Raw genomic sequence first — 16,602 nt, forward strand, 5'->3', positions numbered from 1 at the left:
GCTTCACTTGGCGCCTCCGTTTGTTTGTGCTCGTCCGGTTACATAATGGTACCCCCGATCAAATCAACACTGGTGGATTGGAAGTTGCTACATTCGGGTGTTCTGATGCTTTCGGCAGCGCTCGGCTGCCGCTTTACCCGCATGTCGTCGGGCGCAGATGCGTGCAAAAAAGCGATGTTGCACGCATCTGCCGAGTGTCAGGGTCTGAGCCCGCTAGAATGGAAATTGACTTTTCCAGTCGCCGAGTTGTTGCCACTGTTGGGGTCAGGCGTGGTGCTCGTCACCGTGGCCGTGTCGCTTATAGTGCCGAAAACCTTGGTGGTGAAGACGACGTGAGTGGTCTGCACAGCGCCGGCAACGAGGGTACCCAGATTGCAGGCCAACGTCGTCGCCGTTGTGGGACCGATCGGTGTCGCAGGCGCGCAGGCTGCCCCGCTGACGGCGTCAACGGTAAATTTGACCCCGCTCACGATCGCATCATTCAAGACAGCGTTCTGTGCGTCCGACACGCCAAGGTTGGAGACTTGGATGTCGCAGAAAGCCGGATGCCCTGTCAGTGCGAATGGGGTGGGGCCACACGTCTTCACTAGCTGCAAATCGGCCGATTGCGTGACCAGTGTGCTGGCGGAAGACGTGTTGTTGGCGGGATTGGGATCGGTCTCGTTGGCCGTGACGCTTGCAGTGTTGGTAATCGCCGGAGTTACGAAGCTTGATGGAACATTAGCCGTGATGGTGAACGACATACTCAACCCGTTCGCCAAAGTCCCGAGATTGCAGGTGACAGGCGACCCTGAGCAGGAGATGGAGCTCATCTTGAATGTCGTGCCTGCTGGCAGTGGGTCGGTCACGACGACATTGGTCGCGTTATTCGGGCCTAGGTTGGACACATTGATGGTATAGGTCAGTGTCGTTCCCGCTACCACCGTGCTGGGCGCGGTCTTTGTGATCGCAAGATCTGCTTCAGATTGGCCCACTGGGGTTGTGGCCGCACAAGCCGACGAGCCGCCAGCACTGCTCTCCTCGAAAATGATTGCCGGGCCCGGCAGCGATGCGGTGGGAGCAGTTGGCCCGAAGTTGAGATTGTTGGTCTCGCCCGTAAAGCCTGTCGACACGCAGGTGGGGGCAGCCGTGCCGCCGTAAGTAATCCTCGTCCTGGGGATGACCGTCGATCCGCTGTTGAAGGTGGCTTGGGATGGGGGTCCGCAAGTGTCGCCGAAGACGTTGAACTCGGCAATCTGCCAGTTCGCTGCTAAATTAACGAGGTTGTCACCCGTCGCCGCGTGGAGGGTGGTTCCGTCGAACAAGCTGACACTGTCGCCCCCCCCATTAACCGTACCGGTCAGTACCAGATTGCCAAGGTTCGAAATCGGTTGAACAGGCACGGATGCCGCATTCGTGCTGTTCCTGAAACAACTGCCCGCGAAGGTATTCCATCCCGCAGGGCAGGGATTGTTGAAATTAAGCAGCCAATATTGAATGTATGTGGACACAAAAGCAGGGGTGTTGGAGTATATGAATTGCTCCCACCCCTGGCATGCCGCCGGGACTGCCGCACCGCTGCAGGCCGGGACGTTGCCGCTGCTGTTTGTGAAGAAGTTCGTGTTGAGCTGGAGCGAAAAGATGTTGGGGACACCCGAGACTGGGCTTGTGCACCCGCTGCTCCATGTAGTTCCCGTCTCGCTCGTCACGCCGGTTACAGTGTCGAAAGAGCCGATTGACTGGGATATGAAGCCACTCGGCGCCTGGGCCGAAACGTCGTTGCCATTACCGATGACTTGGGGCGACGAAAGCCCGCGCCGCGGCCCCTGCGGATTGGGTGGCGGGGTAGTGCACGGAACCTCCTGCCACCCGCTGTTCGGATAGGTGGCCGTAAAGCATCCCTTCTTGGGCGTGGCAGTCCGCGCCATGCCCGCCCGCCACACCTCGCGCCTCGCGGCCTCCGCGGGCGACCGTTGTGCAGTTGTGCCTTGCTGAGCAGAGGATGCTTGGCTCAGTATAAGCCACTGTAGCAGGCTCGCGGCGAACATGATGCCAAGAAATTTCGTGACGCGTCCCGTGACCAAAGAGAAGACCGGTAATCCTACGAAGATTGCAAATAAAATGACGAACTTAATCATGACAGTTCCCCCCGAACCGCGTAATTAATTACATTTAAAAACAGAAGCTAATTGACTATAAATACATCCTTAGGTCAAGTTTTTTCAAGTGTTCGCAACCATCAGAGCGTGAGGCGATTTTGTTAAGTGTCTGATCTGAAATTAAGTTGAGTGGTATTAGGTCGGTATTCCCACCACGCAGAAACCATTGCCAAACGGATCGCTGCAAAATGCGATGGGTGGGCGTGCACCACCTTCGAATTTTTGCTCACATTTCGCTCCAGCGTTCACTGCCTTTGCCAAGAAGGCTTCAAAATCCTCGACATGAAAGTCAATATGAACTGGCGTCCAGTGTCGCTCATATCGACGAATTTCGTCTGTTCCCTTGGCCGGTTTGCTTCCAGCTGATTTTTCGATCAATCCGATTTGGGAGTTTCCACATTTGAGAATGACGTATGTCGCCACTGGTCGAGCGATCTCGGAAAGTCCCAATGCGTCGCGATAGAATCGCAGACCTTCCTCAAGCAGCGGAACGTCAATTGAAACTGAGTACTTCATACTCATGCTCTTTGGTGTTCGTGTCGAAATCGCGTTGAGTCATATCAGATGGTTAGCTTGATAGCTGCCATGATCGCTGATTTTGCGGTTTTGCAACGAACCAGAGGAAATCGTTGATGCGGGCCGATACCACTCGCGCCGCATGTCGCGCCATCTTGCGGCAGTACGTTTGCGCAAGTTGTCAATCGTACCAAAATCTTTCGCGTGAAACAGTTTTGTCCGATTCCCAGACGGGAATCGGACAAAATCCTGCAACAATACAGAGCGGCGGAGATGAGACTCAGCGCACGAGAACGGAAGTTTTTCCTCGCGCGCCGATGGACCAGGCTCAACCTCCGATGTGCCGTTCGCGGGTCCGGACATTCGTTCCCTTACCCACCATAGTAGTTCGACCCCCCACGCTGGCCGTCTCCCCCACGGATGCCGCCAGTGTTGCCGCCCCAGCGTTGATTGCTGTAGCCATGGTACTTGCCATAGGTGGGGCGGAATGTCCCCTTCGCGCGCATCATCGCAGGCCGCTCGATGGCAGGCGCAGTCTTACGAGCCATCGCTGGCGCTGCGACCCTGCCCGCTGGCATTGCGGGCTGGGCCGCCGGAGTCGCGACCTTGAACGCCGGAGCCGGTGCTCCCAATCCGTTAGTATGGCCACCACCCATTCCACCGCCGCCGCCACCACGCGCGAGGGCGGCACCTGAGAAGACGAGGGCCGAGCTCAGAATGAAAATTTTGAGAGTATTCATGTTCACTATCCTTTTCACCGGAAATTGCATGATTGCTGCCCGGGTGAGTTGCAGTTAATGCGTGCCCGCTGGAAATAACGTGCGGGCGCACACTGTTGAGAAGGGATAGCTGTTTGGGCCTCGACGTGATGTGCCGGCCACGCGCTTGGAAAGCGCGCAGCGTTCGTCTCCGCTTTTGGATCAGGCAATCTGTGATTGAGATCTAGCGCGTGTCGTCCAGGTAGAACATGGCGTTGAAGCCAACAGCAAAAATCGCAGGGCGAAAGCTTAATCCTCTCACAAAATTTCGCTTTCCCAAAATCCCTGCACCGCACATCGCGCCGTCTTGCAAGGGTACGTTTGCGCAAATCGTCAATCGTACCGAAACGTTTCACGTGAAACACTTTCGTCCGATTGGCATATGAAATCGGACGAAACTGATGGATAAAACATCACTAAGCGGCGGCCGCCACCAGCAAGGATTTTAGCGGCACCGAATCATCGGTAAGGCGCGAAGGAGCTACCTTGATCCGCTCGCCAACCAGCCGTTTGGCGGCCATGAAATCGCCAAACCGGTTGACCGAATCGGCGGCGATGATCACTCCATCCTTGAGATAAAAGGCGATGAAGGACGGCGTTTCCGGTTTACCCCGGATCACGAGTTCCTCATAGCCATCGGAGAGGCCGACCATCTGCAATTTGAGATCATATTGATCGGACCAGAACCAGGGCGCAAGCGCTTCGGGAATTGGCCGTCCCGTGATCGACGCCGCCACGGTCCGGGCTTGTTCAAGGGCGTTCGGCACCGACTCAATACGGATTTTCCGCTGCAAAAATCCATGCTGCGCATGCATCGCGCAATCACCGATCGCATAAATATCGGGATCGCTGCTGCGGCTCGCCGCATCGACGACAATCCCATCATCGACATCGAGCCCGGCTCGTTCTGCGAGCTCCGTGTTGGGAACAAGACCAATTCCAATCAACACAAAATCGGCGGCAAAGGATTCCCAACCCGCGCAAAGAACATTCGCGACGCATCCATTTTCTGACGCAAAACCGCTAACCGTGACGCCGGTGCGAACATCAACGCCAGCCTCGCGATGGATGCGTTCATAGAAGTCCGACATGGCGGGCGCGGTGACTCGCGCAAGCACACGCGGCGCGGACTCGAGCACGGTGACGGCAAGTCCCCGCTTGACCGCGACGGCCGCCACTTCAAGCCCCACATAGCCGCCGCCGACGATCACCAGACGCTTGCCCGCTTGCATGAGCGGCTGCAACAGTTCGACGTCGGCGATCGTGCGAAGGTAAAGAATGTTGCGCGCATCGGCGCCTGGCACCGGCAATGGGCGGGCACGGCCGCCCGTCGCGATGACGAGCTTATCGTAACCGAAGGTGGCACCATCGTTGAGGATCAGCCGCTTGTCCCGCCGGTCAATGTCGTCGACGCGAGCGTTGAGCCGCATCTCCACCCTTGCATTTTCATAAGCGGTAGCGGCTTTGTAAATCAGCGCGTCCTTGGCGATTTCGCGGGCCAAAAACGCCTTCGACAGAGGCGGCCGCATATAGGGAAGGCAGTCTTCCTCGCCGATGAGGACGATCCGGCCCTCGAAGCGGTTTTGCCGCAGAAGCGTCGCGGCTTCGCCGCCCGCCTGACCGCCGCCGATGATGGCGACGGTCGATCCGGCGCCAAGCTGAGCTTTATCCATAGGTTAATCGATGTCCTGTAGGAATCTTCGGGATAAATCCATCATAAGGAAAGCGTCTGTCATTTCAACTCAAGCGGTGGCTTTTCGTGCCGAGAAGAAAGATGTATTGGCCGCTTTGGCCCGGCGTAGGAAAAAATTCTCCTTTCGCGGGCGATCGCATCCATGGGTTTGGCTCCGCATGAGCGACATGACTCAGCACCCCTCCCCCATCGCAGGCGTGTCTCTACGTCAGCGGACCGGCACTGACCTCGCGAGCCTCGCGGAGCTATGGGTCGCTAGCTGGCAGGAGACGATGCCCGAGATTGATTTTTCCGCGCGGAAAACATGGTTTGTCGATCATTTGAATGAACTTGAATTAGCGGGAGCGGTCACGATCTGCGCTTTTGACGGGTCGAACCGGCTGCTCGGCTTTGTGAATTTCGATCCGGCATCAGGCTATCTTGATCAAATCGCCGTCGCGCCGGATGCAAAGGGCAGCGGCGCCGCGCGTCTCCTCCTCGCCGAGGCACGCCGCCTTTCCCAGGGCGGCGTCACCTTGGAAGTCAACCAGGACAATCCCCGGGCGCTGCGCTTCTACGAGCGGGAAGGATTTGAAAAATTCGGCGAAGCCGTCAACCCCATCTCCGGTTTGAAAACCTGGCGGCTCCGATTGCCACAGAACTCTTCCGGCACGTGACATGTCAGCCTCTTTACGCCTGTTCGAGTTCGATCAGGATTCCAGCGCAATCCTTCGGATTTAGGAAAACAACTGGCTTGCCATGCGCCCCTATTTTTGGCTCCCCTTCGCCAAGCACACGCGTGCCTGCACGTTGGAGCTGGTCACGCGCCGCGGCAATGTCGCCCACTTCAAAACACAGATGATGAAGCGCACCTTGCGGATGCTGGCCCAAGAATTTCGCGATTGGAGAATTCTCGCCGAGCGGTTCGATCAGCTCGATCCTGGTGTTCGGCAGTTCGACGAAAACCACATGAACACCATGCTCGGGCAGTGCGATGGGCGCGCTCACCGTAACGCCCAGCGCGTCCCGGTAGAGCATGCTCGCGGCGGCGGCGTCCGGAACGGCGATGGCAACATGGTTCAAACGCCCGATCACAACGATGGCTCCAGTTCCCTTTCACACCTCGACGACAAGCACATGGACGACCGGCCGCTTGCCCCAGGCGGCGGCGACCGCGCCGCGCACCGCTTTTTCCACCGCGATGGAGACAACATCCGCGTCTCGCCGCTTCGGACGCGGCAAATTATCGAAGGTTTGAAACAATGCGTCATCGACGATCTGATCGATCGCAGCGCCGCTGCCGACGCGGGCCGGCAAGCCAGCTGTGATCACGTCAGGCACCCCCGCGAGATCGCCTTTCGCGGTGACGGCCATGGCAATGGTCACGATCCCGGACACCGCGAGCTTCTGGCGCATTCTGATAGCTTCGTCATTCGCCGCGACATAGCAATTGCCATCTTTGTAGAAGCGTCCGCTCTGCGCCTCGCCCACGATCCCAGGGGTTCCCGGCGCGAGGACGACAATATCCCCATTGCGGGCCGTGATGACATGTTGCGCGCCTTGCAATTTGGCGAAGGCCGCGTGTTCGGCGAGATGGACGTCCTCGCCATGCGCTGGGATCGCGATCTGCGGTTTGATCCAGCCGTAAAGCTGCGCAACCTCGCCGCGGCGCGGATGCCCCGAGGCGTGGACGAGCGCGTTGCGGTCCACGATGACTTCGATGCCCGAGCGAATGAAATTGTTGATGATACGCCCGACTTCCCTTTCATTTCCTGGAATCGTTCGCGAGGAAAAGATAACCTGGTCGCCCGCGTTGAGACTGACGGCGGGGTGAGTGCCCTCCGACATGCGGGCAATCGCGGCACGGGGCTCACCTTGGCTTCCGGTTGCCAATAAGACCACCTTGTCACGGGGGATATGGGCGAATGCCTCCTGCGTTAAAAACCCGCCGATGCCATTAAGATAACCGCATTCGCGAGCAACGGCGGTGACCCGCTCCATCGCCCGCCCCGCCATCACGACCGAACGGCCCGCCGCCGCCGCCGCCTCGGCAACCGCGCGTATGCGCGCGACATTGGACGCGAAGGTGGTGACAACGACACGCCCGGATGCCTGGCCAATGATTTCATGCAAAGTCTTGGCGACGTCCGCTTCCGAGGGGCTGACCCCCTCGCGCAATATATTGGTCGAATCGGAGATAAGTGCCAGCACGCCCTCCGCCCCGATGGCGGCAAGCCGCTTCGCGTCGGTCGGCTTGCCAATTCCGGGGGCTGCATCGATTTTCCAATCGCCCGAATGAAGAACCGTGCCGAGAGGCGTGCGGATGGCTAGCGCGCAGCTTTCCGGAATCGAATGCGCCATGGCGATGAATTCGACATCGAAAGGGCCGATGGCGACCGACGCTCCTTGCGCGACGACGGTAATCGGCACGTCCGGAGCCCCTGGCTCGGCGAGTCGCTTCGCTTCTAGCAATGAAGCCGCGAAGGGCGTCGCGTAGAGCGTACAACCAAGCCGTGGCCATAGATCGGCAACCGCGCCGATATGGTCTTCATGCGCATGGGTAATGACGAGGCCGGCCAAATCGTCCCGCATCTTCTCGATAAAGCTGATATCTGGAACCACAATATCGATTCCGGGAAGATCGGGGCCCGCGAAGGCAACGCCGCAATCGACCATCAACCATTTGATGCGCCCCTTGTAGCCGAAGCCATATAGGGCGAGGTTCATGCCGATTTCGCCCAGGCCTCCGAGCGGCACAAAGACGAGCTCGTCACTTCCATCGTTCATTGTCTACAAACCTTTCCCAGACCAAGATCGCTTCATGAAGAATCGATCACGGACTTCATGTTGTGTTTGTTTTGTCGCATGATCTGAGCCAAAAAGTCTGCACCTTTTTGGGATCATGCCTGAGCATGCCCTTAAGAAGGAAAGGCTCCAGTTCCAAATCTCGAGGACCTTCCGGTGCCCCGCTCTCGGATCATCAAACGGAACTCAATCTTAACTGTCGCATGCAACCGCGCGATCCAAGCAGACCCTGCTCACGGCGAAAAAACGCCAAAACAGTTCAGGCGGCCGCTTCCGGGGCGCGCGTTTACACGCCGGCCACGGAAGTTGGGCTACCCGATGGACCAAAAAACACGTCGCCCGCCTCAATTGCCACAGTACCGGACTTGTTTTCGAGAATGAGACGCCCAGTCGCGTCGATCGTCCGAAAAACGCCCTCAATGCTTTGCGTGGACCGCGCAACGCTGATCCAAGTGCCAAGACCCGCGGCTTGCGAGAGCCATTCGGCGCGGATCGCCTCGAAACCATCGCCGCCGGCCCAGATCTTCAGCCAATGCATCATCGCCGCCGAAAGGTGCTCGAAGACGGTTTCGGGAGAAACCGGTGACCCCGCGATCACAGCAAGGCTCGTTGCTTTATAGGGTGTGTCCGCCGGATGCCAGCGGCAATTCACCCCAATGCCAGCGACGCAGGCCAATCGGCCATCCGGCAGAGTTGCGCTCTCCAATAAAATCCCGGCGAGCTTCGCGCCTGCGTGGAGAAGATCGTTCGGCCATTTGATCGCAAGGCTCTGATCCTTGGCAAGGATGCCATGCACCGCGTGAAGGGCGGCAATTCCAACCGCAAAGCCAAGTTCTGCAACCCTGTGCCGGGGTGCGGGATCGATCAGAAGCAGACTTGCATGCAGATTGCCCGGCGGCGACGACCAAACCCGGCCATGCCGCCCCCGCCCCTTGGTCTGCGTGGAGGCGACAACCCAGAGCCGTCCAGAATCGCCGGACCTGGCGCGCGCCAAGGCTTCGTCGTTGGTCGAAGGGAGCTGGTCATGATGAACCAGACGATAACCGTTCTCTTGTGCGGCTCCAGCGAGACGAAACAGGGCAAAACCACCATATACTACAAATTCAAAACAAGGACTGCGCCGCCGCGTTGGTGGCGTCAATGAAGGCCCCGGGATAGACAAATAAGAAAAGCACGAGGATCCCCGTCACGGCGAGCACCGCGCGCGGCACGACATCGGGCGTGTCGAAGGCGGGAGCTGGTTCGTCGAAATACATGATTTTGACGATCCGCAGATAGTAGTAGGCAGCGACAGCGCTCGAAAGAACGCCGATGACGGCAAGCCAATAAAGCCCCGCCTGGATCGCTGCATTGAACACATACCATTTGGCGAAGAAACCGGCGAGTGGCGGTATCCCGGCCAAGGAAAACATCATCATTGCGAGAAAGAAGGCCATCAGGCCATCGGTTTTGGCAAGCCCGGACAAATCGGAAATATTTTCGACGCTTTCCCCGTTGACGCGCATCGAGAGGATCGCGGCGAAAGTGCCAAGGGTCATGACGAGATAGATCGCCATATAGGCGAGGACACCGCTGACCCCAGCTTCGCCGCCCGCCGCGAGACCGACAAGCGCGAAGCCGATATGGCCAATCGCGGAATAGGCCATGAGGCGCTTGATGTTGGACTGGCCGATCGCGGCGAAGGCGCCGAGTACCATCGACAGAAGAGATATGAAAATGATGATTTGCCGCCATTGCGAGGAAATGCCCGGAAAGGCAGTGATGACCACCCGCAGCGTGATGGCAACCGCGGCCATTTTCACCGCCGAGGCGAAGAACGCGGTCACCGGCGTCGGCGCGCCTTCATAGACATCTGGCGTCCACATGTGAAATGGCACCGCCGACATTTTGAAGGCGAGCCCGGCCATCAGGAACACGAGGCCAAAGACGGCGCCAAGAGACGCCTTGCCATTGATGGTTTCAGCGATGCCCGCGAAGGACACGGTGCCCGCGAAACCATAGAGAAGCGAAGCGCCATAAAGCAGCATGCCCGACGACAAAGCCCCGAGCACGAAATATTTGAGGCCAGCTTCGGAGGCGCGGATATTGTCGCGGTGGAAGGCGGCGATGACATAAAGCGCCAGCGACATCAATTCGAGGCCGAGATAGAGCGCAATGAGACCTGCCGCCGAAATCAACATCAGCATGCCAAGAGTCGCCAAAAGGATCAGAATCGGGAACTCGTATTTGTCGAGTTTTTCACGCGCCAAAAAATCCTGACTCATCACCAAGGTGACGAGCGATCCGACAAGCGTCAGCACTTTCATGAATCGCCCGAAGCCATCGTCGATAAAAGCCCCATTAAAGACGACCGCCGTGGTCTTGCCGCCGAGAAGGATAATCACGATCGCGATGCCAAGCAGCCCAGCGGCAATCTCGGTAACCGGCCCATCCGAGTCCTTTCCCCGGATCGCCCCAAATAGCACAAGGAAAAGAATACCCGCCGCCAGAATAAATTCCGGCAGACTGTGCGCGAGGTCGGTTGATAGATGCGACATGCGTGAAAACCTTTAGTGGAACGAAAGCGCCGCCGTCTTGGTCACGGCAAGGGCCGTGTCATAATTTTTGATGAGCGCGTTGATCGCGGCGGCCGATCCGTCGAGAACCGGCGCCGGATAGACGCCATAGAGGATAGTCAGAGCGACGAGTGGCGCGAACAGCGCGACCTCACGCCATGAGAGATCGAGGATCGAGGCCAGGCTCGGCTTGTCGAGAATGCCAAAAATGATACGGCGATACAGATAAAGCGCGTAGGAGGCGGACAGAATAACGCCGGTGGTAGCGAAAAACGCGACCCAGCTGTTCACCCGGAACGCGCCCAGCAACGTCAGGAACTCGCCGATGAAGCCCGAGGTGCCCGGCAAGCCGACATTGGCAAGGGTGAAGATCATGAACACCACCGCATATTGGGGCATGCGCGCGACAAGACCGCCATAGGCGGCGATGTCACGGGTGTGAATGCGATCGTAGACGACGCCGACGCAGAGAAACAAGGCGCCAGAGACGAGACCATGCGAGATCATCTGAAAGACGGCGCCCTGCACGCCTTGCGCGGTCATGCTGAAGAGGCCCATCGTCACGAAGCCCATATGCGCCACCGAGGAATAGGCGATGAGCTTCTTCATATCCTCCTGCACCAGGGCAACAAGCGAGGTATAAATGATCGCGATGATCGACAGCGCAAAAACGAGCGGCGCGAAATAGGCGGAAGCCTCCGGGAACATCGGCAGCGAGAAGCGGATGAACCCATAGCCGCCCATCTTGAGGAGGACACCGGCAAGAATAACGGAACCCGCGGTCGGCGCCTCGACATGCGCATCGGGAAGCCAGGTATGCACCGGCCACATCGGCATCTTGACGGCGAGCGAGGCGAAGAACGCGAGCCACAGCCATTTCTGCATGGATGAGGGGAAGGGTGTCTGCAGCAAGGTGACGATGTCAGTCGTGCCCGCGACGCCATACATCGCCATGATCGCCAGTAGCATCAACAGCGATCCGGCGAGCGTATAAAGAAAGAATTTGAAACTGGCATAAACCCGCCGCTTACCGCCCCAAATCCCGATGATCAGAAACATCGGAATGAGGCCGCCCTCGAAGAAAAGGTAAAACAGCACGAGATCGAGCGCGCAGAAAACACCTGTCATCAAGGTTTCGAGGACAAGGAAAGCGATCAGATATTCCTTGACCCGGGTTTGAATCGACTTCCACGATGCAAGAATGCAGATCGGCATCAAGAATGTGGTCAGAAGCACGAATGGGAACGATATGCCGTCAACGCCCATCTTGTAGACGAGACCATGGCCGAACCAGCCCTTCTCTTCGACGAATTGAAACCCAGAGGAGACCGGGTCGAACTTCATATAGGCGTAAAGTGAGAGCAGAAAGACAATCACCGTCGTGCCGAGCGCGGCGCGGCGGGCGTTTTCCAAAGTGGCTTCGTCGGTGCCGCGAAGGGCGAGGATAAAGCCCGCGCCAACGAGCGGCAGAAAAACGATGCAGGACAAAAGACCAAAACCGAACATCAGCGGACCCCCGCGGCCACATACCATGTGATGACGGCAGCAAGGCCGACCAGCATGGCGAATGCGTAATGGTAAATGTAGCCGCTCTGAAGCTTGACGACCCGCCCGGTCACATCGACGACGCGCGCCGCAACGCCATCGGGGCCAAGCCGGTCAATGATCGCTCCATCGCCGCCCTTCCAGAACAGGCGGCCGAGCCAAAAGGCCGGGCGCACAAAAATCGCGTCATAGAGTTCGTCGAAATACCATTTGTTGAGAAGGAACTCATAGAGAGGCCTTACAGACTGCGCGAGCTTGTGGGGCAGCGACGGCACCAGTTGGTAGAACAGCAGCGCCACCAGAAAGCCCACGACCATTAATAGCGTGGGAAGCAATTTGGCGAGTTCCGGGATCTCTTCCCGGGCTTCGAGAATATGATTGCCGGGACTGAGATAGAGCGCAGATTTCCAGAACTCAGGACCACCCTCGCCGATAAAATCATACGAAAAAATGAGGCCCGCGAACAGGGCGCCGACAGCCAAGACACCCAAGGGAACGAGCATGGGAAGCGGCGCTTCATGCGGATCGAGCGCGTGGCCGTGATGTCCATGGGCTCCATCGTCATGCGTTTGGTGATCATGGGATTCGTGATCATGCGCGGCGTGATCGTGGCCGGTCTCATGCCCGGCGGCGGCCCAGCGCGGCGCCCCGAAAAACGTCAAAAAGACGAGCCGCCAGGAATAAAAGGAGGTGAGGCCCGCGGCGACCGTCGTCAGCACATAGCCATAAAAAGCACCGGTGCGCTCTGAAGCGAAGGCCGCCTCGATGATCGCATCCTTGGAAAAATAGCCGGCGGTGAACGGAAAGCCGGTGAGCGCCAAAGTTCCGATCGTCATCATGGCGAAGGTAAACGGAATTTTCCGCCAGAGCCCCCCCATGTTGCGCATATCTTGCTCGTGATGCATCGCGATGATGACGGCACCCGCACCGAGAAACAACAGCGCCTTAAAGAAGGCATGCGTGAACAAATGAAAGATGCCGAGCGAATAGCCGCCGACACCGAGTCCGACGAACATATAACCGAGCTGCGAGCAGGTCGAATAGGCGATGACGCGTTTGATGTCATTCTGGACAAGGCCGATGGTTGCCGCGAAGAAGGCCGTCGTCGCGCCGATGATCGTGACGAAGGTGAGCGCGGCCGGCGCCTGTTCAAACAGGGGGGAGAGACGCGCGACCATGAAGACGCCCGCCGTTACCATGGTCGCCGCATGAATGAGTGCCGACACGGGGGTCGGGCCTTCCATCGCGTCGGGCAGCCAGGTGTGCAACAGGAACTGCGCCGATTTGCCCATCGCTCCCATGAAGAGCAGGAGACAGGTGATGGTCATGGCGTCCATGTCGGCACCGAAGACATGGATCGTCGTATGGGCGAGGCCCGGGGCGGCCGCGAAGATCTGATCGAAGCTGACCGATTGGGTCAGCACGAACACCAGGAAGATGCCAAGCGCGAAGCCGAAGTCGCCGACCCGGTTGACGACAAATGCCTTGATCGCGGCAGCATTCGCGGAAGGCTTCTCGTACCAGAAGCCGATCAAGAGATAAGAGGCAAGGCCAACCCCTTCCCAGCCAAAAAACAATTGGACCAGATTGTCGGCGGTCACCAGCATCAGCATCGCGAAGGTGAACAGCGAGAGATACGAAAAAAAGCGCGGCCGCGACGGATCGTCGGCCATGTAACCAATCGAATAGAGATGGACGAGTGAGGACACCGTGGTGACGACGACGAGCATCACGGCCGTCAGAGTGTCGATCTTGAGCGCCCAATCGACCTTCAAGGTGCCAGAGGTGAACCAATTGCCGATAACCGAAACGCTTGCCGGCGCGCTACCGATCGCAACTTGGAAAAAGACGATCCAGGACAAGAAGCCACAGACAAACAAAAGGCTCGTCGTCACGAGTTCGGATGGGCGGTCCCCGATCCGCCGGCCGAAAGGCCCGGCGATCAAAAATCCCAACAGAGGCAGGAAAACAATGGCTGCATACATGGATCGTCTCAGCCCTTCATCAAGTTGATGTCTTGGATCGCGATCGAGCCCCGATTGCGGTAGTAGCAAACAAGGATGGCGAGGCCGATGGCAGCCTCGGAAGCCGCAACGGTCAGGATAAAGAGAGCGAAAACCTGGCCGGTAAGATCGCCCAGAAAGGCCGAAAAGGCGACCAGATTGATATTGACCGAAAGCAATATTAGCTCGACCGACATCAAGACGATGATGATGTTTTTGCGGTTCAGGACAATGCCTGCCACGCCGAGTGTGAAGAGCATGGCGGCCACAATCAAAAACTGAGAAAGCGAGATCGTCAGCATGGTGCTCCTTCCAGCGCCGCCGGCGCGCGCGAACTGTGGACGGTGAGGTTCAAACGCCCCGCCTCGACGCAACCTTGCGAATCTCAACCGCCTCGGCTGGTGTTCGCGCATTCTGCACCGCGATGTTCTGGCGCTTCACGCCCACTTTGTGGCGCAACGTCAAGACGATGGCTCCAATCATCGCGGTCAGGAGAATGAAGCCGGCTGCCTCAAACAAATAGACATATTGGGTGTAGAGAACCCGCCCCAACGCCATGGTGTTGGTCATCCCGGGGGCCATGGGCGTCGTGACATTGGCGATCGGCACGGGACCAATCTTCCAGGCGCCAACGACCAAAACGATCTCAACGAGAACCACAAGACCAAGCGTTCCGCCAACCGGCAAATATTGCAGAAATCCCTGCTTCATTTCCGTGAAATCAACATCGAGCATCATGACGACGAAGAGGAACAAGACCGCCACCGCGCCGACATAGACGACGACCAGGATCATCGCCAGAAACTCCGCCCCGAGCAGCACGAACAGTCCCGCCGCGTTGAAAAAGGCGAGGATCAGAAAGAGCACCGAGTGGACCGGGTTGCGCGAGGAAATCACCATGAAGGCAGCGCCGATCATCAGCGCCGAGAAGAGATAAAAGAACAACGCAGCGCTATTCATCGGTGACCCTTTTTATCTCATTCCGGCGGCTGAACACATTGGCGGGTGTATGGCTCCGAAAGTCTGCACCTTCCGGGGACATGTTCTCATGGTCTCTAACGGTAGGGTGCATCCAGGGCGAGATTGCGCGCGATCTCGCGTTCCCAGCGATCGCCATTTTCGAGGAGACGAGTCTTGTCATAGTAAAGCTCCTCGCGGGTTTCGACGGCAAATTCCGCATTCGGCCCTTCGACGATGGCATCGACCGGGCAAGCTTCCTGGCAGAAGCCGCAGTAAATGCATTTGACCATGTCAATGTCGTAGCGGGTGGTGCGGCGCGTCCCGTCGTTGCGGCGCGGACCAGCCTCGATCGTGATCGCCTGAGCCGGGCAGATCGCTTCGCAGAGCTTGCAAGCGATACAGCGCTCCTCGCCGTTCGGATAGCGTCGTTGCGCGTGTTCGCCCCGATAGCGCGGCGATTGTGGATTTTTTTCGTGCGGATAATTCAGCGTCGCTTTCGGCTTAAAAAAGTAGCGCATGGAGAGAAAGAAAGCGCCGACGAATTCGGATAGGAAAACCGCTTTGGCGGCCTGATCGAGCTTCATTTTCGATTGTCCTTGCAAGCCAATCTCATGATCGCGCTCATTGTCCCATGCCCGCGCCCCAGCCGGTGAATTGAAGCACCCCGGCGACGAGAACGACCATGCCAAGCGAGAGCGGCAAAAACACTTTCCAGCCAAGCCGCATCAGCTGATCATAGCGATATCTTGGGACGAAGGCTTTCACCATGGAGATCATGAAAAACACCAGGCAAACCTTCAAGATAAACCATACCGCGCCAGGGATAAGGAGGAAAGGCCAAACCTGGAAGGGCGGCAGCCAGCCACCGAGGAAGAGAATCGTCGTCAGTGCGCACATGGTGACGATCGCCACATATTCGGCGAGCATGAAGATCATGTAGGGGGTCGAGGAATATTCCACCATAAATCCCGCGACAAGCTCGGACTCGGCCTCGACGAGGTCGAACGGAGGCCGGTTCGTTTCGGCAAGCGCCGAAATGAAAAAGATCACGAACATCGGAAACAGCGGCAGCCAATACCAGCCAAGCAGTCCAAAGCGCGTGTCCTGCGCCTGGACGATATCGCCAAGATTGAGGGAACCGGCGCAAAGCAGCACGGTGATGATGACGAAACCGATCGAAACTTCGTAGGAAATCATCTGCGCGGCGGAGCGCAACGCCGAGAGAAACGGATATTTCGAGTTTGACGCCCAGCCGCCCATGATGATGCCATAGACGCTGAGCGAAGAGATCGCGAAAATATAGAGGATACCGACGTTCAGATCGGCAACCGCCCAGCCCGCGCTGATCGGAATCACCGCCCAAGCCGAAAGCGCCAGCATGCCCATGACGAAGGGCGCGAGCAAGAAGACGCCCTTGTTGGCGCCATCCGGGATGATCGGCTCCTTGAAGACGAACTTCAACATGTCGGCGAAGCTCTGCCAAAGGCCGAAGGGACCGACCACATTGGGACCGCGCCGCAGTTGCACGGCGGCCCAAATCTTGCGGTCCGCGTAGAGGACGTAAGCGATGAAGATCAGCAGGATCACGAGCAGCGCGACGCTTTTGATGAGCGTGAGCAGCAAGGGCCAGGTTGCGGCGAAGGATGTCAT

Annotated in this window: 16 protein-coding genes; 2 read left to right on the forward strand and 14 right to left on the reverse strand. The window is 58.0% G+C overall.

The annotated features are described in order from the left end of the window. Nucleotides 1-197: 197 nt before the first annotated feature. Complete coding sequence (locus QEV83_RS05930; RefSeq protein WP_280130305.1) at nt 198-1,382, reverse strand: DUF11 domain-containing protein; 1,185 nt, start codon at nt 1,380-1,382, stop codon at nt 198-200. A gap of 130 nt (nt 1,383-1,512) precedes the next feature. Here QEV83_RS05930 and QEV83_RS05935 point away from each other — a divergent pair, with 130 nt between their 5' ends. After that, a complete protein-coding gene (locus QEV83_RS05935) occupies nt 1,513-1,863 on the forward strand; it encodes a hypothetical protein (protein ID WP_280130306.1) in 351 nt (116 codons plus the stop codon). A gap of 410 nt (nt 1,864-2,273) precedes the next feature. Here the strand turns inward: QEV83_RS05935 and QEV83_RS05940 are convergent, their stop codons facing one another. The 3 genes from QEV83_RS05940 to QEV83_RS05950 all read right to left on the reverse strand — a co-directional run bounded on the left by QEV83_RS05940 (nt 2,274) and on the right by QEV83_RS05950 (nt 5,085). Further along, nucleotides 2,274-2,654, reverse strand: a complete 381-nt coding sequence (locus QEV83_RS05940; RefSeq protein WP_280130307.1) for a VOC family protein — start codon at nt 2,652-2,654, stop codon at nt 2,274-2,276. 371 nt (nt 2,655-3,025) lie between these two features. Next, nucleotides 3,026-3,394 carry a hypothetical protein gene (locus QEV83_RS05945; protein WP_280130308.1) on the reverse strand — a complete coding sequence of 123 codons (369 nt, stop codon included), beginning with the start codon at nt 3,392-3,394 and terminating at the stop codon, nt 3,026-3,028. Nucleotides 3,395-3,828: 434 nt separating this feature from the next. Continuing rightward, a complete protein-coding gene (locus tag QEV83_RS05950; RefSeq protein WP_280130309.1) occupies nt 3,829-5,085 on the reverse strand; it encodes an FAD-dependent oxidoreductase in 1,257 nt (418 codons plus the stop codon). Between the two features lie 178 nt (nt 5,086-5,263). Here QEV83_RS05950 and QEV83_RS05955 point away from each other — a divergent pair, with 178 nt between their 5' ends. After that, nucleotides 5,264-5,761 (forward strand): N-acetyltransferase, encoded by a 498-nt coding sequence (locus QEV83_RS05955; RefSeq protein WP_280130310.1) that lies wholly within the window; start codon nt 5,264-5,266, stop codon nt 5,759-5,761. A 13-nt stretch (nt 5,762-5,774) separates the two neighbouring features. On the opposite strand, the gene mce is transcribed toward QEV83_RS05955, so the two are convergent. From mce to nuoH, 10 genes are all read right to left on the reverse strand, one after another. Further along, nucleotides 5,775-6,179: a methylmalonyl-CoA epimerase gene (mce, locus tag QEV83_RS05960; protein WP_280130311.1), complete on the reverse strand. Its 405-nt coding sequence runs from the start codon at nt 6,177-6,179 to the stop codon at nt 5,775-5,777. 21 nt (nt 6,180-6,200) lie between these two features. Continuing rightward, nucleotides 6,201-7,871 (reverse strand): ribonuclease J, encoded by a 1,671-nt coding sequence (locus tag QEV83_RS05965; RefSeq protein ID WP_280130312.1) that lies wholly within the window; start codon nt 7,869-7,871, stop codon nt 6,201-6,203. Between the two features lie 304 nt (nt 7,872-8,175). Continuing rightward, nucleotides 8,176-8,883, reverse strand: a complete 708-nt coding sequence (locus QEV83_RS05970; RefSeq protein ID WP_280130313.1) for a biotin--[acetyl-CoA-carboxylase] ligase — start codon at nt 8,881-8,883, stop codon at nt 8,176-8,178. 109 nt (nt 8,884-8,992) lie between these two features. Further along, on the reverse strand, nt 8,993-10,426 hold the full coding sequence (nuoN, locus tag QEV83_RS05975; RefSeq protein WP_280130314.1) for an NADH-quinone oxidoreductase subunit NuoN: 1,434 nt from the start codon (nt 10,424-10,426) through the stop codon (nt 8,993-8,995). A 12-nt stretch (nt 10,427-10,438) separates the two neighbouring features. Further along, the gene (locus QEV83_RS05980) at nt 10,439-11,950 is read right to left on the reverse strand and encodes an NADH-quinone oxidoreductase subunit M (RefSeq protein ID WP_280130315.1); all 1,512 of its coding nucleotides are present in this window, start codon (nt 11,948-11,950) and stop codon (nt 10,439-10,441) included. Beyond that, on the reverse strand, nt 11,950-13,974 hold the full coding sequence (gene nuoL / locus QEV83_RS05985; protein WP_280130316.1) for an NADH-quinone oxidoreductase subunit L: 2,025 nt from the start codon (nt 13,972-13,974) through the stop codon (nt 11,950-11,952). The genes QEV83_RS05980 and nuoL overlap by 1 nt, the downstream gene beginning before the upstream one ends. 8 nt (nt 13,975-13,982) lie before the next feature. After that, on the reverse strand, nt 13,983-14,291 hold the full coding sequence (gene nuoK / locus QEV83_RS05990) for an NADH-quinone oxidoreductase subunit NuoK (RefSeq protein WP_280130980.1): 309 nt from the start codon (nt 14,289-14,291) through the stop codon (nt 13,983-13,985). Between the two features lie 52 nt (nt 14,292-14,343). Beyond that, nucleotides 14,344-14,952, reverse strand: a complete 609-nt coding sequence (locus QEV83_RS05995; protein WP_280130317.1) for an NADH-quinone oxidoreductase subunit J — start codon at nt 14,950-14,952, stop codon at nt 14,344-14,346. A gap of 95 nt (nt 14,953-15,047) precedes the next feature. After that, nucleotides 15,048-15,536 (reverse strand): NADH-quinone oxidoreductase subunit NuoI, encoded by a 489-nt coding sequence (gene nuoI, locus QEV83_RS06000; RefSeq protein ID WP_280130318.1) that lies wholly within the window; start codon nt 15,534-15,536, stop codon nt 15,048-15,050. A gap of 37 nt (nt 15,537-15,573) precedes the next feature. Then, nucleotides 15,574-16,602 (reverse strand): NADH-quinone oxidoreductase subunit NuoH, encoded by a 1,029-nt coding sequence (gene nuoH, locus QEV83_RS06005; protein ID WP_280130319.1) that lies wholly within the window; start codon nt 16,600-16,602, stop codon nt 15,574-15,576.

Origin of the sequence: Methylocapsa sp. D3K7 (assembly GCF_029855125.1) — a bacterium.
Taxonomy (GTDB): Bacteria; Pseudomonadota; Alphaproteobacteria; order Rhizobiales; family Beijerinckiaceae; genus Methylocapsa.

Coding starts and splice junctions, on each gene's coding strand:
- QEV83_RS05935 (WP_280130306.1), top strand. CDS start 1,513: ATGAATTGCTCCCACCCCTGGCATGCCGCCGGGACTGCCGCACCGCTG.
- QEV83_RS05940 (WP_280130307.1), bottom strand. CDS start 2,654: ATGAAGTACTCAGTTTCAATTGACGTTCCGCTGCTTGAGGAAGGTCTG.
- QEV83_RS05945 (WP_280130308.1), bottom strand. CDS start 3,394: ATGAATACTCTCAAAATTTTCATTCTGAGCTCGGCCCTCGTCTTCTCA.
- QEV83_RS05950 (WP_280130309.1), bottom strand. CDS start 5,085: ATGGATAAAGCTCAGCTTGGCGCCGGATCGACCGTCGCCATCATCGGC.
- QEV83_RS05955 (WP_280130310.1), top strand. CDS start 5,264: ATGAGCGACATGACTCAGCACCCCTCCCCCATCGCAGGCGTGTCTCTA.
- QEV83_RS05965 (WP_280130312.1), bottom strand. CDS start 7,871: ATGAACGATGGAAGTGACGAGCTCGTCTTTGTGCCGCTCGGAGGCCTG.
- nuoN (WP_280130314.1), bottom strand. CDS start 10,426: ATGTCGCATCTATCAACCGACCTCGCGCACAGTCTGCCGGAATTTATT.
- QEV83_RS05980 (WP_280130315.1), bottom strand. CDS start 11,950: ATGTTCGGTTTTGGTCTTTTGTCCTGCATCGTTTTTCTGCCGCTCGTT.
- nuoL (WP_280130316.1), bottom strand. CDS start 13,974: ATGTATGCAGCCATTGTTTTCCTGCCTCTGTTGGGATTTTTGATCGCC.
- QEV83_RS05995 (WP_280130317.1), bottom strand. CDS start 14,952: ATGAATAGCGCTGCGTTGTTCTTTTATCTCTTCTCGGCGCTGATGATC.
- nuoI (WP_280130318.1), bottom strand. CDS start 15,536: ATGAAGCTCGATCAGGCCGCCAAAGCGGTTTTCCTATCCGAATTCGTC.
- nuoH (WP_280130319.1), bottom strand. CDS start 16,602: ATGACATCCTTCGCCGCAACCTGGCCCTTGCTGCTCACGCTCATCAAA.